The sequence below is a fragment of the Flavobacterium kingsejongi genome (assembly GCF_003076475.1).
Taxonomy (GTDB): domain Bacteria; phylum Bacteroidota; class Bacteroidia; order Flavobacteriales; family Flavobacteriaceae; genus Flavobacterium; species Flavobacterium kingsejongi.
The window spans coordinates 2554435-2578668 of sequence record NZ_CP020919.1; the positions used below are offsets into that span (position 1 = coordinate 2554435).

15 protein-coding genes and 2 pseudogenes are annotated in these 24234 nt (G+C 41.3%); 8 read left to right on the forward strand and 9 right to left on the reverse strand.

Features of this window, described 5'->3' with window-relative positions; translation table 11 throughout:
• The first annotated feature begins 538 nt into the window (after positions 1-538).
• From FK004_RS11230 to FK004_RS11250, 5 genes and pseudogenes are all read left to right on the forward strand, one after another.
• Positions 539-8608 carry a hypothetical protein gene (locus FK004_RS11230; protein ID WP_108737349.1) on the forward strand — a complete coding sequence of 2690 codons (8070 nt, stop codon included), beginning with the start codon at positions 539-541 and terminating at the stop codon, positions 8606-8608.
• A gap of 4 nt (positions 8609-8612) precedes the next feature.
• Positions 8613-10067, forward strand: a complete 1455-nt coding sequence (locus FK004_RS11235; RefSeq protein WP_108737350.1) for a CshA/CshB family fibrillar adhesin-related protein — start codon at positions 8613-8615, stop codon at positions 10065-10067.
• Positions 10068-10234: 167 nt separating this feature from the next.
• Positions 10235-10735 (forward strand): annotated as a pseudogene (locus tag FK004_RS11240) (transposase); the annotation flags it as partial.
• Between the two features lie 134 nt (positions 10736-10869).
• Entirely contained in the window at positions 10870-12081 is a 1212-nt protein-coding gene (locus tag FK004_RS11245; protein ID WP_108735429.1) for an IS256 family transposase, read from the forward strand.
• A gap of 32 nt (positions 12082-12113) precedes the next feature.
• Positions 12114-12836, forward strand: a pseudogene (locus FK004_RS11250) (IS256 family transposase); the annotation flags it as partial.
• Positions 12837-13333: 497 nt separating this feature from the next.
• Here FK004_RS11250 and FK004_RS11255 read toward each other — a convergent pair.
• The 3 genes from FK004_RS11255 to FK004_RS19205 all read right to left on the reverse strand — a co-directional run bounded on the left by FK004_RS11255 (position 13334) and on the right by FK004_RS19205 (position 18181).
• Positions 13334-14752, reverse strand: coding sequence for a RagB/SusD family nutrient uptake outer membrane protein (locus FK004_RS11255; RefSeq protein WP_108737352.1), 1419 nt, complete (start codon positions 14750-14752; stop codon positions 13334-13336).
• Between the two features lie 11 nt (positions 14753-14763).
• Positions 14764-17871, reverse strand: coding sequence for a SusC/RagA family TonB-linked outer membrane protein (locus FK004_RS11260; protein WP_108738824.1), 3108 nt, complete (start codon positions 17869-17871; stop codon positions 14764-14766).
• Between the two features lie 136 nt (positions 17872-18007).
• Positions 18008-18181 carry a hypothetical protein gene (locus FK004_RS19205; RefSeq protein ID WP_157956082.1) on the reverse strand — a complete coding sequence of 58 codons (174 nt, stop codon included), beginning with the start codon at positions 18179-18181 and terminating at the stop codon, positions 18008-18010.
• 193 nt (positions 18182-18374) lie between these two features.
• On the opposite strand from FK004_RS19205, the gene FK004_RS11265 reads away from it, so the two are divergent.
• Entirely contained in the window at positions 18375-18839 is a 465-nt protein-coding gene (locus tag FK004_RS11265; RefSeq protein WP_108737353.1) for an Lrp/AsnC family transcriptional regulator, read from the forward strand.
• Positions 18840-18846: 7 nt separating this feature from the next.
• Here FK004_RS11265 and FK004_RS11270 read toward each other — a convergent pair whose 3' ends face one another.
• Both FK004_RS11270 and FK004_RS11275 read right to left on the reverse strand, forming a co-directional pair.
• Positions 18847-19899, reverse strand: a complete 1053-nt coding sequence (locus tag FK004_RS11270; protein WP_108737354.1) for a glycosyltransferase family 9 protein — start codon at positions 19897-19899, stop codon at positions 18847-18849.
• Positions 19900-20204: 305 nt separating this feature from the next.
• The gene (locus tag FK004_RS11275; RefSeq protein ID WP_108737355.1) at positions 20205-20552 is read right to left on the reverse strand and encodes a DUF6249 domain-containing protein; all 348 of its coding nucleotides are present in this window, start codon (positions 20550-20552) and stop codon (positions 20205-20207) included.
• A 126-nt stretch (positions 20553-20678) separates the two neighbouring features.
• On the opposite strand from FK004_RS11275, the gene FK004_RS11280 reads away from it, so the two are divergent.
• Both FK004_RS11280 and FK004_RS11285 read left to right on the forward strand, forming a co-directional pair.
• On the forward strand, positions 20679-21230 hold the full coding sequence (locus FK004_RS11280) for an RNA polymerase sigma factor (protein WP_108737356.1): 552 nt from the start codon (positions 20679-20681) through the stop codon (positions 21228-21230).
• 10 nt (positions 21231-21240) lie between these two features.
• A complete protein-coding gene (locus FK004_RS11285; protein ID WP_108737357.1) occupies positions 21241-21744 on the forward strand; it encodes a hypothetical protein in 504 nt (167 codons plus the stop codon).
• 141 nt (positions 21745-21885) lie between these two features.
• On the opposite strand, the gene FK004_RS11290 is transcribed toward FK004_RS11285, so the two are convergent.
• The 4 genes from FK004_RS11290 to FK004_RS19210 all read right to left on the reverse strand — a co-directional run bounded on the left by FK004_RS11290 (position 21886) and on the right by FK004_RS19210 (position 24205).
• Positions 21886-22689, reverse strand: a complete 804-nt coding sequence (locus FK004_RS11290; protein WP_108737358.1) for a hypothetical protein — start codon at positions 22687-22689, stop codon at positions 21886-21888.
• Position 22690: 1 nt separating this feature from the next.
• The gene (locus FK004_RS11295) at positions 22691-23215 is read right to left on the reverse strand and encodes a heavy-metal-associated domain-containing protein (RefSeq protein ID WP_108737359.1); all 525 of its coding nucleotides are present in this window, start codon (positions 23213-23215) and stop codon (positions 22691-22693) included.
• Between the two features lie 4 nt (positions 23216-23219).
• On the reverse strand, positions 23220-23699 hold the full coding sequence (locus FK004_RS11300; protein ID WP_227871593.1) for a TlpA family protein disulfide reductase: 480 nt from the start codon (positions 23697-23699) through the stop codon (positions 23220-23222).
• Positions 23700-23851: 152 nt separating this feature from the next.
• A complete protein-coding gene (locus tag FK004_RS19210) occupies positions 23852-24205 on the reverse strand; it encodes a hypothetical protein (RefSeq protein ID WP_157956083.1) in 354 nt (117 codons plus the stop codon).
• Between the last annotated feature and the right edge of the window lie 29 nt (positions 24206-24234).

Here is a 24234-nt window from a genome sequence, read left to right on the forward strand (position 1 = left end):
CCCGTAAATTGTATTCTATTTTGGCAGCTATTAAATACTGGTTCTAAGTGCTATACAATAGTATGGAATCAGTATGCCTAAATTTCTGATAGCGCTTACTGATGCTATTAGAGCGCAATTGATACGATCTCTTTTTTTATTTTCTCATACCAACTTACTTCAGGTATTCTACAGGCATTATTGTGTCATTACATTTTTAGCTTCGATATTCGAAGGCACCTTGCTTTCAGTCGTACTAAAATACTTTTGGCATTATTAAGAATGTTAAAATAAAATCAGAATCACTTTCGGGCAAATCTCCTGCCGACGCTCCATTTTTACTTTTTAAGCATGGAATTTTAACATCTCAATTATTGCAGAATTAGCAGTGGCGTATTTCATCGATAAAACCTTTCCGTTTATCGATTTGCCATATATTATTGGGTAAAGCCTGCAAATCACCACTAAAGATTTATATAAATTGCCTCACTATTAAATTAGCAAAGTATATAATCATTGCTGTTTTTGTTAAAATTTTGAGATTAAACACGTAGAAAATATGAAGAATAAATTACTTCCATTATTATTTGTTTTAGGGGGATATGCAGCTTATTCACAAGTTGGTATTGGAACCTCAATGCCGAATGGATCTTCCCAGTTAGAAGTTGTAGCAGATGATAAGGGTATCCTTATTCCAAGGATCCGTTTAACGAGCACAACCGACAACCTGACGATTCAGCATGGCAATGTAAACAGTTTACTTGTTTTTAATACTTCTACGATAGCGGATGTCAAGCCAGGATATTACTATTGGTATGTTAATAAATGGAACAGGATTATTGTTTCGGGAGAGGTAAATCCTGCGGTAGGAACTGTTTTTTTTAACCCTGTAACAAATCAGTTTACCTATATTGATACAGCCGGGAATACACAGGTTGTCAATATGGAACAGATCGTTAGGGCCAACCAAACGGTAACCACGCTGGTCAACAATAACAATGGAACGTATACCTATACTAATGAAGCGGGAGTAACAGCATTGATTAATGTGCCTGCTGATGTGGCTGCCAATTTCCAGACGATTATCAATAATCCGGGCGTACAGCAGATCCTGAACAGTTATGTGATGCACATCGAAGGCAATGTAGCGTATAATGCGACTACAAATACGTTTACCTATACCGATGCTGCCGGAAATACACAAACTGTAAATATGGAGCAAATCGTCAGAGCCAATCAAACGGTAACGACTTTAGTAAATAATAATAACGGAACCTATACTTATACGAATGAGGCGGGAGTAACGGCATCAATCAATGTCCCTGCTGATGTGGCTACGAATTTCCAGACGATTATCAATAATCCGGGTGTACAGCAGATCCTTAATAGTTATGTAATGCATATTGAAGGGAATGTAGCGTATAATGCGACAACAAACACGTTTACGTATACCGATGCAGCCGGAAATACGCAGACCGTCAATATGGAACAAATTGTCAGAGCCAATCAAACGGTGACAACTTTGGTGAATAATAATGATGGTACCTATACCTATACTAATGAAGCAGGAGTAACCAGTGTGGTGAATCCACAAACATTATCGATTGCTTCTAATATATTGACGCTATCCAATGGAGGAACAGTAGACCTGACCCCATTTTTAGACAATACCGATGACCAGCAGATTAGTTCTTTCGTACTTGATCCAGTGACTAAGAAACTGAGTGTTACTTTAGAAAATGGCGGTACACAGGAAGTTGACTTTACGGCAGTACTGAATAATGTAGTAGCCCAGGCAACACAACATTTTGCCAATGGGGAGGCTACAACAATCAGTGGAGCAGGAACAGAATCAAATCCATATAAAGTAGGGGTCAATGCTGCTAACGGAACCACAATGGGTGGTGTAAAAGAAGTAATAACCAATCCAACTGTAAATATTGTGGATGGTGCATTAGTGGTGAATACGGCTAATTTATCAATCCCTGCAGCATCTGTTGTTGGAAATAACGTTACCGCAGCCAGTGATCGTGTTGTCTTAGGAGGAACGCCAGTGGGGGCAACTTTAAAACCTTTTTCTGTTGATGTAGACGAAACCAAATTAGTTTTAAGCAATCTTTCAGGCCAGGTTAACCCGAGCCAGATTTTCTCCGGAGCTTCAGGGCAAATGTTAGTTAGTAATGCCTTCGGTGGTAGCCAATGGATCAGTCCTTCTTCAATTTCAACGGCTATAAGCAATACATTAGAAAGCACAGCCAATACCATTACATCTACCGTAAATGGCCAGGCCGCTACGGCACCGATTGTAAATTCCCTTGGAAGCACATTATCGGGAGCAAATATTATCACTACGGTAAATGGTGTGGCAGGAGCTGGGTTAGACCTGACTCCGGCAATACAGGCCGCACAAAAAACAACTTCAGTTGCAAACGGATCTAATACGACTGTCAATAGTACTGTAACCGGAAACAACACAGAATATACTGTTGCTGTGAATGCTGCTAATGGTACTGCTTTAGGTGGTGTTAAAGAAGCAGCAACGAATCCTACAGTAAATATCGTAGACGGTGCTTTAACCGTGAACACAGCCAATTTGAATGTACCGGCAGCTTCGGTAACCGGAACGGATGTAACCGCAGGCAGTAACCGTGTGGCTTTAGGCGGAACTCCGGTTGGAGCAGCTTTAAAATCCTTCTCTGTAGATGTTAATGAAGCGAACTTAAGCTTATCCAATATCGGTGGTAGTTTAGCGACAAGCCAGATTAATGCTACTACAGCAACACCAGGACAAACATTAGTTGTTAATCCTGCAGGATCAGTAGTATATGGTAATTTACCAGCAGCTACAGTAACAGGTACCGATGTAACCGCAGGCAGTAACCGTGTGGCTTTAGGGGGAACTCCGGTTGGAGCATCTTTAAAACCGTTCACTGTAGATGTCAATGAAGCGAACTTAAGCTTATCCAATATCGGTGGTAGTTTAGCGACAAGCCAGATTAACGCTACCACAGCAACACCAGGACAAACATTAGTTGTTAATCCTGCAGGATCAGTAGTATATGGTAATTTACCAGCAGCTACAGTAACAGGTACCGATGTAACCGCAGGCAGTAACCGTGTGGCTTTAGGGGGAACTCCGGTTGGAGCATCTTTAAAACCGTTCACTGTAGATGTCAATGAAGCGAATTTAAGCTTATCCAATATCGGTGGTAGTTTAGCGACAAGCCAGATTACTCCAGGTACAGCAGGGCAGGTGTTAGTAACAAATGCCGGGACTACAACCTGGATGGACCAATCCACATTAGCACCAGCTACTACAAATACATTGGGCAGCACTGTCAATACTATTACATCTACCGTAAATGGACAGGCCGCTACAGCACCGATAGTAAATTCACTTGGAAACACATTATCGGGAGCGAACATTATTACGACGGTAAATGGTGTGGCAGGATCGGGATTAGACCTGACTCCAGCAATACAGGCCGCACAAAAAACAACTTCTGTAGTAGACGGCACCAATACGACTGTAAGCAGTACCGTAACCGGAAACAATACAGCGTATAAAGTAGACGTAACAGCTGCAAATGGCACCGCTTTAGGAGGTGTTAAAGAAGCAGCAACCAATCCAACAGTAAATATCGTAGACGGTGCTTTAACCGTGAATACGGCCAATTTGAATGTACCGGCAGCTTCGGTAACCGGAACGGATGTAACCGCAGGCAGTAACCGTGTGGCTTTAGGCGGAACTCCGGTTGGAGCAGCTTTAAAAGCCTTCTCTGTAGATGTTAATGAAGCGAACTTAAGCTTATCCAATATCGGCGGTAGTTTAGCAACAAGCCAGATTAATGCTACTACAGCAACACCAGGACAAACATTAGTTGTTAATCCTGCAGGATCAGTAGTATATGGTAATTTACCAGCAGCTACAGTAACCGGAACGGATGTAACCGCAGGCAGTAACCGTGTGGCTTTAGGGGGAACTCCGGTTGGAGCATCTTTAAAACCGTTCACTGTAGATGTTAATGAAGCAAATTTAAGTCTATCTAATATCGGTGGTAGTCTAACACCAACCCAGATTGCTCCCGGAGCAGCAGGTCAGGTATTGGTTACCAACGGAGGGGTTACAACCTGGATGAATCAATCCGCTATTGTACCCAACACTACAAATGCGCTATCAAGTGCAGGAAATATAATGACTGCCACAGTGAATGGAATTCCTGCTACAGCACCGATAGTAAATTCACTTGGAAACACATTATCGGGAGCGAACATTATTACGACGGTAAATGGTATGGCAGGAGCAGCATTAGACCTGACTCCGGCAATACAGGCCGCACAAAAAACAACGTCTGTAGTAGACGGCACCAATACGACTGTAAGCAGTACCGTAACCGGAAACAATACAGCGTATAAAGTAGACGTAACTCCAGCTAATGGCACCGCTTTAGGTGGTGTTAAAGAAGCAGCAACGAATCCAACAGTAAATATCGTAGACGGTACTTTAACCGTGAATACGGCCAATTTGAATGTCCCTGCTGCTTCGGTAACAGGAACGGATGTAACCGCAGGCAGTAACCGTGTGGCTTTAGGGGGAACTCCGGTTGGAGCAGCTTTAAAATCCTTCTCTGTAGATGTTAATGAAGCGAACTTAAGCTTATCCAATATCGGCGGTAGTTTAGCAACAAGCCAGATTAATGCTACTACAGCAACACCAGGACAAACATTAGTTGTTAATCCTGCAGGGAATGTAGTATATGGTAATTTACCAGCGGCTACAGTAATCGGAAATAACGTAACAGCGGGTAGTGATCGTGTAACTTTAGGGGGAACTCCGGTTGGAGCAACTTTAAAACCGTTCTCTGTAGATGTTGATGAAACCAGATTAGTATTGAGCAATCAATCCGGAAAAGTAACCAACAATCAGATTACACCGGGTACATCAGGCCAGGTATTAGTAACTACTGCAGCAGGAAGTACACAATGGGCAAATCCATCTACTATCGTAGCGCCAACAGTAAATACACTGACCACAAGTGGCAATACTTCAACTTCTACAGTAAATGGAGAAATAGCAACAGCATCAATTGTAAATTCATTAGGAAATACCATAACAGGTGCCAATCTGGTAACCACCGTGAATGGTGTTGCAGGAGCTCCACTGGATCTTACTGCAGCAATACAGGGAAATCAAAAAACAACTTCAGTTGCCAACGGAACGAATACTACAGTAAGCAGTACCGTAACTGGAAATAATACAGAATACAAAGTAGCGGTGAATCCTGCAAACGGTATCGTATTAGGTAGCGTTAAAGAAGCAGGGACGAATCCAACAGTAAATATTGTTGATGGTGCTTTGACTGTAAATACAGCCAATTTAAATGTACCGGCGGCTTCGGTAACCGGAAACGATGTAACGGCAGCGAGCAACCGTATCACTTTAGGCGGAAATCCAATAGGAGCAGCTTTAAAAGCTTTCTCTGTAGATGTTAACCAGGCTAATTTAAGCTTATCCAGTATCGGAGGCAGTTTAACACCAGCTCAGATTGCCCCGGGTACAACAGGCCAGGTTTTAATCACCAATGCCGGGACTACACAATGGGTAAACCAGACGTCATTAGTTCCAACCACTACAAATACTTTAGGAAGTACCGTGAATACGATTACTTCTACCGTAAATGGGCAGGCAGCTACAGCATCGATTGTAAATTCTTTGGGTAATACCTTATCCGGAACCACTATCGTAACCACAGTGAATGGTGTGGCAGGATCGGGATTAGACCTGACTCCGGCAATTCATGCCGCACAAAAAACAACTTCAGTAGCCAACGGAACCAACACTACAGTAAGTAGTACGGTAACCGGAAATAATACAGAATATAAAGTAACAGTGAGTCCTGCAAATGGTACCGCTTTAGGAAGTGTGAAAGAAGCAGCAACCAATCCAACAGTAAATATTGTTGATGGTGCTTTAACGGTGAACACTGCTAATTTAACTATTCCGGCGGCTTCAGTAACCGGAAATAACGTAACACCAGGCAGTGATCGTGTCATCTTAGGAGGAACTCCAACAGGTGCCGCTTTAAAAGCTTTCTCTGTAGATGTTGATGAAACCAAATTAGTTTTAAGCAACCTTTCCGGAAAAGTAACCAACAATCAGATTACACCGGGTACATCGGGTCAGGTTTTGGTCACTACTGCAGCAGGGAGTACACAATGGGTAAATCAATCTACTATTGCCCCTGCAACTACCGTAGCCAATACCGTTACAGGAACTAATTTATCAACTACCGTAAACGGGGTTACCGGAACGGCAGTAAATTTAACACCTGCAATTCAGGCAGGACAAAAAACAACGTCAGTTGCCAATGGTACGAATACTACAGTAAGCAGTACCGTAACTGGAAATAATACAGAATACAAAGTAGCGGTGAATCCTGCAAACGGTATCGTATTAGGTAGCGTAAAAGAAGCAGCAACAAATCCAACAGTAAATATTGTTGATGGTGCTTTGACTGTAAATACAGCCAATTTAAATGTACCGGCGGCTTCGGTAACCGGAAACGATGTAACGGCAGCCAGCAACCGTATCACTTTAGGAGGAACTCCAATAGGAGCAGCTTTAAAAGCTTTCTCTGTAGATGTTAACCAGGCTAATTTAAACTTATCCAGTATCGGAGGCAGTTTGACACCAGCTCAGATTGCCCCGGGTACAACAGGCCAGGTTTTAATCACCAATGCCGGGACTACACAATGGGTAAACCAGTCTTCATTAGTTCCAGCGACTATAAATGCTTTAGCAAGTAGCGGAAATGTAATGACTGCTACCGTAAATGGGGTTGCTGCTACAGCACCGATTGTAAATACTTTAGGAAATACCTTATCCGGAACCACTATCATAACCACTGTGAATGGTGTGGCAGGATCGGGATTAGACCTTACTCCGGCAGTTCAGGCCGCGCAAAAAACAACGTCTGTAGTAGACGGTACAACGACTACAGTAAGCAGTACCGTAACCGGTAACAATACAGCTTACAAAGTAGAAGTAGCCGCTGCAAATGGTACTGCATTAGGAGGTGTTAAAGAGGCCACGACCAATCCAACAGTAAATGTCGTAAATGGTACTTTAGTCGTTAACCCGGCCAACTTAACTATTCCGGCAGCTTCTGTAACTGGAAATAACGTAACAGCAGGCAGTGATCGTGTGACTTTAGGAGGAACTCCAACAGGTGCCGCTTTAAAAGCCTTTTCTGTAGACGTTGATGAAACTAAATTAGTTTTAAGCAACCTTTCCGGAAAAGTAACCAACAACCAGATCACTCCGGGTACATCCGGTCAGGTTTTGGTGACTACCGCAGCAGGAAGTACACAATGGGTAAATCAATCCACTATTGCACCTGCAACTACCGTAGCCAATACCGTTACAGGGACTAATTTATCAACAACCGTAAATGGTGTTACCGGAGCGGCAGTAAATTTAACACCTGCAATTCAGGCGGGACAAAAAATAACAACAGTATCCAATGGCAGCAATACTGTAGCTACAGGAACTGTTACAGGGAATACAACCGATTATAAAGTAACTGTGAATAATGCTACAGCAACGGTAGCAGGTGTGGTAAAAGCGGGAGCAGGCCTTACCGTAGATGGTACAGGAACACTTGCTGTTGATGCAGCCACAATTACTTCTGGAAAAGCACTAACGTCAACAGACCTGGTCGTATCCGCTAATGGAAGTACAGCACTGCTAAAAGATGTGTCACTGGCTATTGCCGAAAACGCAATCACTTCCGCTAAAATAGCAGATGGAGAAGTAAAAACAGCTGATATTGCCGATCGTAATGTAACCGCTGCAAAATTAACGGCAGGAACAGGTACAGCCAACAGGATTGCAACAGCAGATGCAACTGGTAACGTTACCTATACGGATTTATCTACACTGGTAACCGGAGATGAAACAAAATTAGTAAATGGTACAAATACTACGGTTACCGGTACAGGGACAGCAACCAATCAGTATGCAGTGAATGTAGCTACCGGCGGAGCTGCTTTAGGAGTAGTGAAACAAGCCGCTACAACACCAGTTGTTACCATTAATGCAGCAGGAGAATTGGCTGTGAATGCCAACAACGGTTTAAGTGTTGCGACAGGAAACGTACAATTGGGCGGTGCTTTGACCAAAGCTACCACGGTGACCGCTACAGCAACCAATACACTGGCAGTAGCAGGATTGCAAACCGGGACTACGGCCGATAAAATTGTCGTTGCTGATGCTACTTCAGGCGTGTTGAGACAAATGAATTCAGCAATGCCAAGATTCTTCTACATGCCGTCGATCGTTATTCCAACGGCTGCAGACCAGATTACAGATGGGACTACATTTGGAACCATCAACTTATACAATAGATATTCTACTCAGTTCGCTACTCCAACAGTATCCAATCCTGGAAAAACAACCACATTGCCAGTACTTGCAGCATCAGCATTGGATTACTATATCACATGGTTTGATGCGACTGTTTTTGATAATGTGACTGTAAGCAACACAGGAGTTTTAACCTACACCGTTAAAGCCAATGCCGATGTGACAGTAGGATCATTTATGAATATTGTTTTTGCAGTAAAATAAAAAGATGAAAAAACTAATACTAAGCCTATTCCTTGCTGTATCCCTGTTGATGGGATCAGCAGTACAGGCACAATGTTTTCCAACACAGCCTAAAACGGCAGCATTTGCGATAGGCGGAACCAGTACTTACAAAAACCAGGTATTATGGCTGACGTGGGGTTCTACATTGGCCAATGTTGCCCAATATCCGTACGGAAGGCACGATCAGGCCTTAGGGGAAAATGCCACATCCTATGCCTCCATAGATGTAGGGGGTGGAAGATATCTGTGTGTAGAAGCCATTATTACCGGAATTACGGGCAGTGATATTAAAAGTTATGCCCCGGGGAATTATTCCGGGGATTCCATGGATGATATGTACAATATTGGAGGAGTAGGAAGCAGTAATAAATTGGTAAACGGTATCCGAAATGGGACAAATGGTGGAAATGTAACCTTCAGATTAACCTGTAGGGCTACTTTAGAAGGGGCTCCGGTAAAACTTTCCGGAATGGTAATCGGGGATGCAGAATCTTTGGCACCAGCAGAATTTTTTAATGCTACTGCCGATGGAAAATGGACTATTGTAGAAATGCATAAAAATCTAAATGTAACAGGAAGCTACGATGTTCGTAAAGTGGATGTTACTGCCACACGGCAACGTATTGAATTTGTAAAAGGTAATGATAACAATACTGCTGCAGTTTCTTTTCTAACCTTTAATGAAACAGCCTATAGCCCAACCAACTTTGATGTAACCTTTGATGTTACTTTAAAAGGAAGCGGATTGACCGCTATTGCCCTGGGGCTTTTACCTCCGGGTGTTGATGGGGGAGATGCTCCGGCATCGTATGGTGCACCACTCCACATGATTGATAAACTGGCCTTGTCCAGTGATGGTATTGCAAGCAGTGCGTCTGCTACTGAAGCCACTACCAACCTAAATACAGCAGCTTATGCACCTGGAGGATTAATCCCTCCAACAGCAGGATTTTTAGGAACCGTAGCACCCGATACCGATCCGGGACCTCAGTATAGCTACGATGCTATGGGGGACAATAATAACGGTAGTGCTGGTGTCCTGGAAGAAGATGCATGGCCCGATATATATAAAAGTTTTTCCTATAAGGCTCATTATATGCCGGGTAACATTATCAACGCCACTATTCCTTATAAGGGAATTGAAAATGCCTACATCTCAGGATGGATTGATTTTAACCAAAATGGTGTTTTTGATGAAAGCGAACGCGTAACGGTGAGTGCACCTGCAAACCAGACTTCGGTAGTATTAACCTGGCAGGTAAGTGTCAGCAGGGTGATCCGGAGTACCTATGTACGGTTGCGGTATGCCAAAAACCGGGCGGATATACTGTCACCTACCAGTTCCACACCAGGGGGAGAAGTAGAAGATCATAGAATATACATCCAGGGACCGACGATTTCAAATCCGACGATAGAAAACAGGGCTCGTAGAAAGTAATATACAGTACTGGGGCTAAACCGCACAGGGGAGTAGTCGTTAGATTGTGTAAACGTAGAAATTGATTTTAATTTGATTTGAGATTTTAAGGCTTAGCCAAAAAACAACAGATCATTAAGTATAGAATTTAAAAGAACTACATTTAAATAATTTAAAAAGAGCGGATTATGATCGAAGATGGTAAATTACCCAAAGATTTTGCAAAGCAATTTAAAAACAAAGAAGACTTCCATACTTTTTTTCAAGACCTGTATAAACAAGGCATTGAACAACTACTCCAGGGAGAATTGGATGCTCATCTGGGATATGAGAAGCATAATATTGACGGATACAATACAGGCAATAGCCGTAATGGTTCTTTCTCAAAGAATATAAAATCAGAGACTTTGGGCAATATGGTCCTGGCTATTCCCCGGGATAGAAATGGTGAATTCGAGCCTCAGGTCATCGGAAAAGGCCAATCGATGAGTGAAAAGATTGAAGATGCTATTTTAGGAATGTACAGTCGTGGAATGACCCGTAGTGATATTGTAGAACAAGTTAAAGAAGTTTATGGGATATCAGTAAGTGAGTCCACGATTTCGACCATCTCTGATAGAATACTGGCTGATGTTGATTTATGGACTAAAAGGGCTTTAGAACCACAGTATCTGATTGTTTGGAGGGAGTAGTCGTTAGATTGTGTAAACGTAGAAATTGATTTTAATTTGATTTGAGATTTTAAGGCTTAGCCAAAAAACAACAGATCATTAAGTATAGAATTTAAAAGAACTACATTTAAATAATTTAAAAAGAGCGGATTATGATCGAAGATGGTAAATTACCCAAAGATTTTGCAAAGCAATTTAAAAACAAAGAAGACTTCCATACTTTTTTTCAAGACCTGTATAAACAAGGCATTGAACAACTACTCCAGGGAGAATTGGATGCTCATCTGGGATATGAGAAGCATAATATTGACGGATACAATACAGGCAATAGCCGTAATGGTTCTTTCTCAAAGAATATAAAATCAGAGACTTTGGGCAATATGGTCCTGGCTATTCCCCGGGATAGAAATGGTGAATTCGAGCCTCAGGTCATCGGAAAAGGCCAATCGATGAGTGAAAAGATTGAAGATGCTATTTTAGGAATGTACAGTCGTGGAATGACCCGTAGTGATATTGTAGAACAAGTTAAAGAAGTTTATGGGATATCAGTAAGTGAGTCCACGATTTCGACCATCTCTGATAGAATACTGGCTGATGTTGATTTATGGACTAAAAGGGCTTTAGAACCACAGTATCTGATTGTTTGGATGGATGCTGTGCATATGAAAGTAAGAACAGATGGGAAATATGAAAACCATGCAATTTACATTGTAATCGGACTAAAAACAGATGGTAAGAAAGAAGTATTAGGAATGTGGCTAAATAAAGAAGAGTCGGCTTCATTTTGGATGACTGTACTCTCTGACATAAAATCTCGTGGAGTAAAGGATATTCTCATTGCCTGTACAGATAACCTTACCGGATTTACAAAAGCTATCAGAGGTGTTTTTCCAAATACAGAATCCCAGCTTTGCATTGTTCATCAAATAAGGAATAGCCTTAAGTTTGTAGTAGTTAAGGATAGAAAAGCATTTTGCAGTGCAATGAAAGAAGTATATACTGCAATAAATCAGGAAGAAGCCGTTTTAGCTCTGGCTGAATTTAAAAAAAACTGGGAAGCAAAATATAAATATGCCGTTTGCTCCTGGGAAAAGAATTGGGAAAATCTCATGCCTTTTTTGGCCTATCCTGCTGAAATCAGGAAAATAATGTACACCACAAATACAATAGAAAACTTAAACAGGGGAATTAGAAAATATACCAAAACAAAAGTGCAGTTCCCAGATGAAAAAAGCGTCAAGAAATCAGTCTATTTAGCAATACAAAATTGTGAAAAAAGCTGGATAAATGCAATACCAAGCTGGGGATTAATCATGAATCAGTTCTTGGTCATATTTGGAGAAAGGTGTAATATTAAACACTAAGAACTGTTTACACAAAATTTCGACCAGTCTCTGTTTGGATGGATGCTGTGCATATGAAAGTAAGAACAGATGGGAAATATGAAAACCATGCAATTTACATTGTAATCGGACTAAAAACAGATGGTAAGAAAGAAGTATTAGGAATGTGGCTAAATAAAGAAGAGTCGGCTTCATTTTGGATGACTGTACTCTCTGACATAAAATCTCGTGGAGTAAAGGATATTCTCATTGCCTGTACAGATAACCTTACCGGATTTACAAAAGCTATCAGAGGTGTTTTTCCAAATACAGAATCCCAGCTTTGCATTGTTCATCAAATAAGGAATAGCCTTAAGTTTGTAGTAGTTAAGGATAGAAAAGCATTTTGCAGTGCAATGAAAGAAGTATATACTGCAATAAATCAGGAAGAAGCCGTTTTAGCTCTGGCTGAATTTAAAAAAAACTGGGAAGCAAAATATAAATATGCCGTTTGCTCCTGGGAAAAGAATTGGGAAAATCTCATGCCTTTTTTGGCCTATCCTGCTGAAATCAGGAAAATAATGTACACCACAAATACAATAGAAAACTTAAACAGGGGAATTAGAAAATATACCAAAACAAAAGTGCAGTTCCCAGATGAAAAAAGCGTCAAGAAATCAGTCTATTTAGCAATACAAAATTGTGAAAAAAGCTGGATAAATGCAATACCAAGCTGGGGATTAATCATGAATCAGTTCTTGGTCATATTTGGAGAAAGGTGTAATATTAAACACTAAGAACTGTTTACACAAAATTTCGACCAGTCTCGTTATGGAGGTAGGCCATCCTGGTTCTGGACCATGATTTCCTGGTTATAGGGGTAGGCCATCCTGGTTCCGAACCAGGATTTCGTGGTTATGGAGGTAGGTCATCCTGGTCTCGGACCAGGATTTCGTGGTTATAGGGCTAGGTCATCCTGGTTCCGAACCAGGATTTCGTGGTTATAGGGGTAGGTCATCCTGGTTCTGGACCAGGATTTCGTGGTTATGGAGGTAGGTCATCCTGGTTCTGGACCAGGATTTCGTGGTTATGGAGGTAGGTCATCCTGGTTCTAGACTAAGATTTCCTGGTTATAGGGGTAGGTCATCCTGGTTCTGGACTACAATTTCTGAGTTATAATGGCAGCTTATTTTTCCCATATAAGAAAAGTTTACTCCTACCTTCCTAAAAAAGTAAAGTCCATAGCAAGGCTACGGACTTTACAATTCTAAAAAATAAGGGTTTTAGCAACCGTTTATCGGTTGGTGTTTACTGCAGGGCTGATATTAGGATTGGCATCAATTTCTTCCTGTGGAATTTTAAGTTCAAAACGGCGGTCATCCGGGACTAAATTAATTTGGGTTCTGTGGTTCCCGGTTCTTGTAATGCCGCGAAGCAGTCGTTTGGCATCATACCATTCAATTCCGTTTTCACCATAAAATTCTTTCCGGCGTTCGGTCAATACCAGTTCTATCAAGGCCGAACCACTCGCTGCAGTAGGCTGGGCCTGTGTATCACGATTCAGGCGCAGGGCATCCAATAATTCCCGGGTGCGGCTTTCATTACCCAAATGGAATTCAGCTTCAGCTTCAATAAGGATCAATTCCGGATAACGGATAATTGGGATATCAGCATCGAATGTAAATTTGAATTTTGAAGTCACAAATTGTTGCCAGTCACCAACCGGGGCATTGTAGAGATTGGAGAATAAATTCCGTACATCGGTAGCGGAAAACAAATTCACAAAATCATCATTGATAAAGGTTCCGTGATAGGCGATGGCAACATGGTCCATCATCGCATGGGGATGTGACATATAATAAGCCGTTTGATCCGGAGTCTGTGGCAATCCCCATAACCATTCGGTAGCATTGATATCGTCAAATCCCTGAGTGTAAGCGGCAGCGTTTAAAACAGCTGCCGGATTACCGCCATAAGCAGCAATAGCGGCTGTTTTGGCTTTAGTCCAGTCTCCCGTATATTGGTAGACCTGCGCCAAAAATGCCTGCGCGACCTGGTTGTTGATATACGATTTGTCCACTCTGGTTTGTGGTAATCCCGCCACAGCGTCTTCAAGGTCACTTATGATCTGGTCGAAAAATTCCGCTTTGGTCGACATGCCTTTTCCGGTCGAGGTAGGCTCTGTATAGATAGGAGGGAAGTCCAGGTTTTTGGAAGACGCATACGCATCACCAAATTCCAGGGCTAACTGAAAATAATAGAAACCGCGCAGGGCAAGTGCCTGGGATTTGGTTTCGGTCTTATCCGTTTCAGAAAGGGCATTACTGGACTCGATACCATGGATCAGGTTGTTCAGCTGATCGATAATTTTATAGGAAAACCTCCAGCTGAAATTCGGTCGGGTGTAGGTCGCTTCGCGGTTTTGGAAATCGTAATCATCCCCAAACCAGATTTGCTTCTGGATTAATGCTTCGCCTTTTACACTGCGGGCAAAATAGATGGATTGCAATCCTGCCGCTTCATTGTTTAAAAACTGCCCTCTGTTCAGTCGTAAAATTCCGGCGATAAAAGCATCGACACCTTCCCGGTTGCTGAAAATAACTTCCGGGGTAACATTATTGGTCGGTTTTGGATCGTCTAAGTAATCAGAAGAACAACCGATTTGCTGAAAGCTAAGGGCAAGGACAGCAATACTGAGATATATTTTTTTCATGTGGATTAAAATTAAAAATTAAGGTTAAACCCTAAGGTAATAGTACGTTGTAATGGTGCCCTGAAATTAGTCGTTCCATCAATACTTTGTTCTGGATCTATTCCTTTATGGGACTGGAACGTCAGCAAATTATCCCCTTGCAAATACAACCGGGCCTGGCTGATTTTGAGTTTGCGGATACTATCAATAGGCAGGCTGTAACCGAATGTTAGTGCTTTCAGCCGTACATAATCATTCTTGTACAGGAATCGGGATGAGGTGGCCGCAAAGTTATTGGTGGAGTTCAACAGTACCGGTACATCGGTGCTATCGCCGGGCTGTGTCCAACTGTTGGCAATATCTGGAGAACTTTGCCTGCCTCTGGAAATTCCGCCCATCAGGGAAGCATAATCGGAATCATACACATAGGCCCCTACACTGAAATTGAACAATACATTCAAATCAAATCGATACAACTGAAACGTATTGGTAATTCCACCGGTTATTTTCGGAAGTGCTGAATGTTGGTAATACCGTGTCGCTTCGTCATAATTTTTAGTGGTCTCTTTACCCGTAACCGTGCCATTAGCATCCACAATGTCTTTATACCACATTGCATACCCGTCATTAGGATCTACACCGGCATAATCCCGGATATAAAAATCATACAAAGAGCGGCCTACCTGCCATTGGTTTAATCCGGTGATAAAGGATTCCTGCGTAAGTTTGGTAATCTTATTGCGATCCAGCGAAAAATTCAATTGCGTATTCCAGGAGAATTTTTCACGTTTGATGTTGTGTGATGTCAGGCTCACCTCAAGGCCATAGTTTCGTAAAGAACCCGCATTGGTCAGGATGCTGGTATTCCCTGTCGAGGAAGGCGTAGGTACATTATACAGCAGGTCAATAGAACTCTTGTTGTAATAGTCGATCGTACCTTCAATACGGTTATTGAACAGGCTAAAATCGAGGCCAATGTTAAAAGAACCTGTTTTTTCCCAGGTTAGGTTTTCATCTACACGATCGCCCAGCAATACCCCGGGATTGCCCAATTGGCTGTGTCCGGTTTCAAAACTCTGGATATACGGGAAAAATGAAGTCGTCTGGTTATTTCCTAATTCCCCATAGGAACTCCTCAATTTCAACAGGCTGAGCACATTGCTATTTTTAAGGAAATTTTCATCCGAAATGATCCAGGAAGCACCCACGGCATAGAAATCACCCCAACGCACTTTTTTAGAAAAGCGGGACGATCCGTCTCTTCGGTAGGACGCTTCAAGGAAATATTTATTTTTGAAATCATAACTGACCCTTCTTAAAATACTATTCAGGCGGTCTTCCACCACATATCCTCCAACAGATTCTGGTGTTGTGCCACCGCCAATAACAGTGACACCCGGCAGGAATCCGGTTGCAGAAGCAGAGAACAAATCATTTTTAGACTGATACGCTTCATAAATCACATCGACACCTAAATTATGGTCTCCAAAACTTGTATCATAGCGTAATGCATTAATGAAATTTAAAGTTTGGGTCACTGTTTTTTCACGGCTTACGCGCCCATTGACACTCGAAGCCTGGCCATAGACAGAATTGGTATACGCATTGGAATCAAAAGAATAATCTTCAAAAGCCAGATTGGTTTTAAACGAAAGTTTTTCTGCCAGCTGGAATTTAGCATAGCCATTCAGGTTGATGTTGCTTCGGGTATTCCCTTTTTTGTCATTGTAAAGCGATCCTACTGCGTTGTCACCACTCATTAAAGGGCGTACTCCGTTGACCAATTGGGTATTGTTCCCATAATCATAGATTGGGGCTCCGTTATTGGTAATAATAGTTCCATTCTGATCCCTGCGGTATACCGGGTAAATACTGGGTGTCGCATACAGCCAGTTCATGGCACTTGTAAATTGTGTTCCGGACTGTACGGGAAAATTCTGGTTGGATGCCGAATAGGCTACATTGGTTCCCACGTCGAGCCAGTCATTTACCTTGGTATCGATATTCAGTCGAACGGTCGCTCTTTCAAATTTGGAAGTTTTAACCAGTCCTTCCTGATTTAGGTAGTTGGCAGATAGGAAATAAGAGGTATTATCGCTACCGCCACTTATGTTGGAATTATACTCGTTACGAAATGCCTGGTTCCGGAACAGCTCCTCTTTCCAGTTGGTATCCCAAATCAACTGGGCATCCGGGTTCAGTTGCCCACTATTGTTGATGAAATTCGATGTATTGTACGGATTATACCCCATAGCACTTACCATTCCTGTGGTAGCATTAGTGGCTGCATTTTCCGGTGTCTGACCCTGTACATACTGGTAAGTATTCTTTCGGGCCTGCCACAGGTAGCTGACATAATCATTACTGCCCAATACCTCATGGGTTTTTACGGCATCACTGGCAACTCCGGAAGAAACGCGGAAGCTCACTTGTGGCGCTGTGTTTTTGCGGCCTGATTTGGTTTTGATCACGATAACACCATTTGCCCCACGGGATCCGTATAAGGCGGTAGAGGCAGCATCTTTTAAAACATTCATCGACTCAATCTGATCCGAACTGATGGAGTTGATGTTCCCATTGAAAGGGACACCATCTACAATAATCAGCGGAGAAGAAGAGGCATTGATAGATCCGATTCCACGAACACGGATTGTCGGGCTTTCTCCCGGTTGGCCACTGGAGTTGATCACACTCACGCCCGGGACAGAACCTTGTAAGGCCGAAAGTACCGAGGTCGCCTGTTGCTTTTCGAAAACCTCACTGCCCACTTTTCCTATAGCTCCCACAACAGCACGTTGTTTTTGGGTTCCATAGGCGACAATCACAATTTCATCCAGCCCTATGGTTTCTTCTTCCAGCCGGATCACTACTGAGGGCTGGTGACTGACTTTGATTTCCTGCGTTTTAAACCCCATAAAGGTCACAACCAGAATAGCATCCGGACTGGCTTTGAGGGTGAATTTTCCGTCCAGGTCAGTTTGGGTACCCTGATTCGTATTTTTGACCACTACCGATACTCCGGGAAGTGATAGTTGGGAGGCATCTGTTACTATTCCCGAAATCTGTTTCTCCTGTGCTACTGCTATTTGCACACTGAAAAACAAAAATCCGAATAGCAATTGGGATAATTTAATTTTCATTTTTTTTAAATAAATAGGATTAATTTTGGCAGCACAATACACTCGCATCGTTTTTTAGCTGCTATAAAAAACGATACAAAAAAAGGAGGCTCACATAAGCCTCCTTTGTTCGATACAAAGTTGAAAGCTTATTCTTTTAGGAGAGTTCCATACACCCGTTTTGGGCTGTTGTAGTGATATAGGAAGTTGAAGTACTACAACAATTTTTCAGCACGCCACAGCAACACATCATACCGTTTTGAAATCCAAAGAAGATTTTAGAGATCGTGGTAGTGTGGGCTGTTTCAAGGGTAAAATGTGAAAAAATCATGTACTTTATTTTAAAAATCAATAGTGGAAAAGGCTTTTTTAACATTCCTTTTGCTGGTACAAATTTATTTAATAAAATACTTTGATTCGGTTAAAACGCTATAAATTGGTAAATTTTACTGTGAAGTGTTTTTGTTGTAGTTTTATTTTATAGTTTTGCATCAGTTTACATGCTTTAAATAGAAAACTATCCTATGATGACACTCGACGCCACCGATAAAAGACTACTGTTAGAACTGCAAAAAGATGCCAAACAATCCATAAAGCAGCTGGCAGAGAAAGTAAACCTGTCTATTACCCCGGTACATGAGCGTATCAAAAAGATGGAAGCTGCCGGTGTAATCCAGAATTATGCTGCGGTCATTGACCCCAAAGCACTCGGAAAAAAATTATTGGTGTATTGCCAAGTTACCTTAGTACGGCACCAGGAATCGCTTTTTGAAGAGTTTGAAGCCTATGTACTCGGGCTGGATGAAGTTTTAGAGGCTTCTTACATCGCGGGGACTTATGATTTTCTGCTCAAGCTTTTACTGGAAGACATGGAAGATTACCAGAATTTTGCTGTGCATAAAATTTCTAAGCTGGAAATCATTTCCAACATCAAGAGCTCTTTTGTGATCCGGAGTATTAAAAAGACCTCCGTGATTCATTGCATTTAGGGCTGTATTAACCCGGTACCAGGATACCATTTAATGCAGAGATCCAGTCCTTGATTGTGCTGTTATTGGTATTGATGGCAATACTGTTGTTATTGTACGGCTGGTAGGTATGATGATCGGTAACCGAAAAAAGTCCAATGGTTGGCGTATGTACAGCACTTGCGAGATGCATAATGCCACTGTCTGCTCCGATGAACAGATCGGTATTGGCAATTAAAGCACCAATCTGGCGGATATTCGTACTGTAGAATGTAGGTGCCTGGAATCCGATTTTGGAGATGTTTTCAACGGGAAGTATCTCGATAATATTATAACCGGGATAACTGATTTTTAATTGCCCATAGAAATGTTCCCACCAGCTTTCCGAATAACACTTATCACCCGTGGCATAAGTAAAGATGCTGATGGTTTTTTGCTCCGGATTGACCAGTTCTTTTAAAAGCAAATGTCCATCGGCGATTTCAGAAAGGCTCAGTTTTAAATTTAAAGAAGCCACGGCATTGTAGTTTTTTCGCAATCCCAGTTGACTCAGGTATTTTCGGAATGAGTAGATTGGATATTTGGCAATATGAGCCTGATCGGTATATTCTGAAGAATTATCCCCGGGTAAGTCCCCAAAAAATTTATATTTTGAATTGGCAAATTGAGCCGATAACCTGCCTGACGAAGAATGTTTGGCCACATTGATCACGATGTCATACTGATTGCTTTTGATCGCAATCCAGCCTTTGACATATTGGAGCAGGTTCTTAAAAGGTTTTCGGGGCAATTCAATGATGCGGTGTATGTTTTTATAATTCTGAAATAGGGTGGGAGCCAGTGTACCTTTTACAAATAAATCAATTTTACAGTCCGGAAAGGTTGCGGTGACTTCCTGTAAGAGTGGGGTAATTAATAATAAATTCCCCAGCCTGTGGTTAGGCCTGCAAATTAATACCCTCTTAATTTCTGTTGTTGCTGTCAGGCTTACTTTGGAATCCACTCGTGACTGACCAATATTTTTGGTGAGATTACGCATTATATGGCGTCGCGCTACATTTATATTTTTTAAAATATTCATCCGGTACACTATTAGTTAATCATTAATCCCTTTTAAGCTGCTGTTTATGGGGACGTTATCGAAATAAATCGAGATTTTAGGATAACGCTACCAAAGCAAATTTAGAATAGGAAAGTAATAACGTTCTTAACTTACTGATAAGAAAAGGTTGTCTTTTTTATCCGTTATCATGATAAAACGGTTATAGTAGTAACGAGAAATGAATTTTAAAAATTATGCATTAAGAAAAAAATGGGAGTTTTCGAAGTGAGGATTAAATGCGGATGAGATGCTAATATTGGAATTTTTGAATATATTTTTTTAATTTAGAGTTTATTTTTTTGGGCATAATTTCGGGTAATAAAATGGCTTATAATCAGGGCAATCCCACTAAACAGGAATATCATGGCTAAAAAACTTACCGATTTGTCATAGCCCAAATTTTTTACTACTGCACCCATTACAATCCCTATCGCTACTCCTGTAGCGAGCAGCCCATACTTGAGGGTGAGTATATTGGACTGGTGTATCGAACGAAACGTGGAAGATGAGATGTTCTTTTCGAGCATAAACATCCTTTCACGGTGGCGTGTCATAAAATAGACATATAAGATGCCAAAAATAGCAGCAAAAGCGGCAATGGAAACAATAGCGTCTCGGGTGATTTCGTCCATGATCGTTTTATTTAAGTTGTTTATACTCTATTAGAGCAGGTAACTATAAAATTGGTTACAGCATAATTATAAAAAATAAATGTATTTTAGTGTAACCAACTTCGGAATAGTTGCTCTTATAGCTATATGGATACGATAGAAGACCAACAGTGTATTGACAAGCTTAAAAAAGGCGATACGGCTTCGTATGCATTTCTTGTCGACAAATACAAGGACATGGCTTTTACGATTTCATTAAAAGTAACCAAAAATAGGGTTACTGCAGAAGATGCGGTACAGGAAAGTTTCATAAAAGCCTATATATCCATCCATTCTTTCAAAGGGCATTCAAAGTTTTCGACCTGGTTGTATACGATTGTCTACCGGACGTCCCTCGCTATCGCCAAAGAACAGAAGTTACAGACGGTACCATTGAATGATAGAAGCCATAACAATTATAATCCGGATCATTCGGTACCCCAACTGGAAAAATTGCAATTGGAAGAACAGCAGCAGTACATTAAAGCAGCAATAGACCAGTTACCAGAGAAAGAAGCCCTGTTAGTGACTTTGTATTATAGGAATGAAAGCAGCATTAAAGAAATCTGTACTATTACCGGTTTTTCTGCTTCCAATGTCAAAATAATATTATTCCGTGCCCGGAAAAAACTCGAGAACGATTTGAAATTTTTACTGTAAACCGTAGCTGATGAGAAGCCATAATGACGACCTATTAAAGGAGATCCTGCAAAAAGTACCTACCGACTCTTTACCCGCAGATTTTACAGCAAACCTGCTGGATGAGATTGCCAGTATTGCGCAGCGTGATATTCCTATAACACACGAATTGCAGCAATTGCTTCACAAGACTCCTATCGAAACGTTGCCTCCTGATTTTACCACAGCAGTGTTGGAGAAAATTAGCGTTTTAAATACGCCAAAGATCTACCAGCCCATCATTGGAAAAAGAGCGTGGTATGGGATTGCATTGGCAACAGTCCTGACTATTTTAGTCTTAATCGCTGTGGGTGGAAAACCCCAACATAACCACTCTGCAAAAATGTATACGACTGTTATTACAGATGTGATGCAACAACTCTATTCAGGGCCAGTATACAGCATCATAATCATACTCGGGATACTCCTTTTTATCGATTATACCATCAGGTATACTCGTTCGGAAACTATAAAAGGCAATTCTTTTTTTAGTTGAAAGTGGGCAGTGGAACACATTGTATAACTGCTTTTCCAAAGGCCATAACAACTATTTCCGACGGTCAGAAAGACCATCGGAAATATTCAATAGTTGATAGAGTACTACTGGCTGCATAATTACAGTTTTAGCAGCAGGTATCTATTTGGTGACATTGAAAAAGGTGTACTCCAGTTTTAAGAAAACCCCATCTGAAGTAAAGCGCTGCATCGAATTGTACAGTTCTTTTTTATAAGCAATGTCAATACGGGCCTGACTGTTAATAATAAACTGGACTGAAGGTACAATATCAAGATAGGACTTTCCATTTTCGGGGATTGTCTGCCCTACCAATTCCAGCATGGTATTGATATTGGTTTGTTTGAAACTGGTATATCGTTTCGGATACATCAGCCTACCGACAGAAAATGTATAATTTAGAGCGCTGCTGCCCTGTAAATCCGGGAAAGCATATTTATTATTGTCAAATGCACGTGCATGGCTCAAAGAGGTGCTTAAAGCTACTTTTTTAAGTAATTGTGTCGCTACAATTCCCGCTTCATACCCGGTATTGCTCCCCATCATGTCAATAGCTTCGTGATTAATGATACCATTGTTCCAGCTGTAACGGCCAAATGCAGCCATACGGAAATGGCTTTGCAGATCGTCTACAGAAAGAAACCGGTATTTGGCATATATCCCACCGCCTCTAAGGTTTAGCCCGTTATGCATGTTGTTCAGGTAAGCAGAGGTCCGGACCATCAGGTCTTTGGTAATCCCCCAGGTGACTTCCGGGGCAAGGTTATACATTGAGCCACCTTCCTGGCTTTTGAGTAACGATTGCCCTACCCGAACCCCGATTGAACCTGCCGGCACATTACTGGCCGGTTCAGTAACGACAAACAGTTCCTGTGCCTGCAGCGTAACAGTTGCAAGCAGCAGGAATACAATTGAAAATAATTTCATTTTAAATGGCTTTTAAATGATACATATCCTCATTGTCGGTGGCATAGCTCGGGTATTTTGAGTAGGATTTTGCGAGTTTTTTATATTCTTTTTGGGTGACAAAACCTTTGTCTAAAACCCTGAATTGGATGGAGGTATTAGCAACCGGTTCTTTGGAATCGATAAACAAAAATGTTGCATTGCCTATTTTAGCGGTATTATTTTCAAAATTAGTAGCGGGAATCTGCATTGTCAGAACCATATTACCTACAAAAAAGCCCGCTTTTTCAACGGCATTTTTCAATACTTTGGGCGCTAAATCACTGTCTTTCTTGAAATAGACTGTAAAGGTATTGGTATTCAAATCGGTACTGATACTGTCGACTTCGGGCATGGATTTTAGTTGTTTATTAATGGCATTAGAACACATGGAACAGGTTAATCCTGTTGCTATGATTTCTGCTTTCGAGATTTGCGAATAGGATGTAAGGCTGCTAAGCACTGCAAATAGTGCAAGAGTTATGGATTTTATAGTGAATGTTTTCATTTTATTATTTTTTTAATTGTGCTATTATTTGTGCTTCTGTGGGATTGATGGCTACCAGTTTTCCGGAAGTATCAAAGAGATAGGAGGCGGGTAGTGTTTCTGCGCCAAAAAGTATTGCTGATTGTGCATCAAATCCTTTAGGGTCAATGAGCTGTGTATGTTTCAGTTTGTCTTTTTCGATGGCTTTGAGCCATTTTGCTTTATCGGTATCGATCGAGATACCAACAATTTCAAAATTTTTGCTTTTGTATTTGTTGTACATCACTACCAGCTTTTTATTGGTGAGTCGGCAGGGTGCACACCAGGAGGCCCAAAAATCGACCAAGACAATTTTGCCCTTAAAAGAATGCAGTTGAGTGAGGCTATTTTGATTGTTCAGGAGCTGAACGTTCGGAAAAGTATCATTTATTTTGAGTTGTGCATTCGCAAAACTCACGGATAGCACTAGCATCATGGCCATCACTACTGTAGGTATTGATTTCATTTTTTTTAATTTTTGTACAAATCAATCCTCTGCCTGAACAACACATAGGCGTATAAAGCCATATCAGTTCAATTTGGGATTAGGAAGTGTAATGAGTATGTAAAGCCGCAATAGGACTTCGGAAAGTACAGCAATAGCTGTAAGAAAGTAATTTAGCTTATTTTAGGTGGAAGCCAAATAGCCCGAGAATCAGTAGCGATAAAGATTTCGGAATAGAAGAAATTTTGTTTTTTGTCAGAAAAACCAAAAAGTGAATTGGTTTCGGTTTGCAATAGTATGGGAGCATAACCGCAGTATACAGTAGGACATCCGCAGGAAACCCCTTTACAGCTGTTATCGCAATGGTGCTCTTTTGATTGTGTCTCTTTTTCCCTGCAACAGGATTGCGAGGCAGATTCACTATGGCAACAGGACATTTTAGGTTCCATACCATGCGAAAAGGATAACGTTGGCCCAAAAAGAAGACCCAGCGTAACCAATACCAATATGTAAAATTTATGTCTCATGTTGGCGTCAAAGATACTGCTTACAGAAA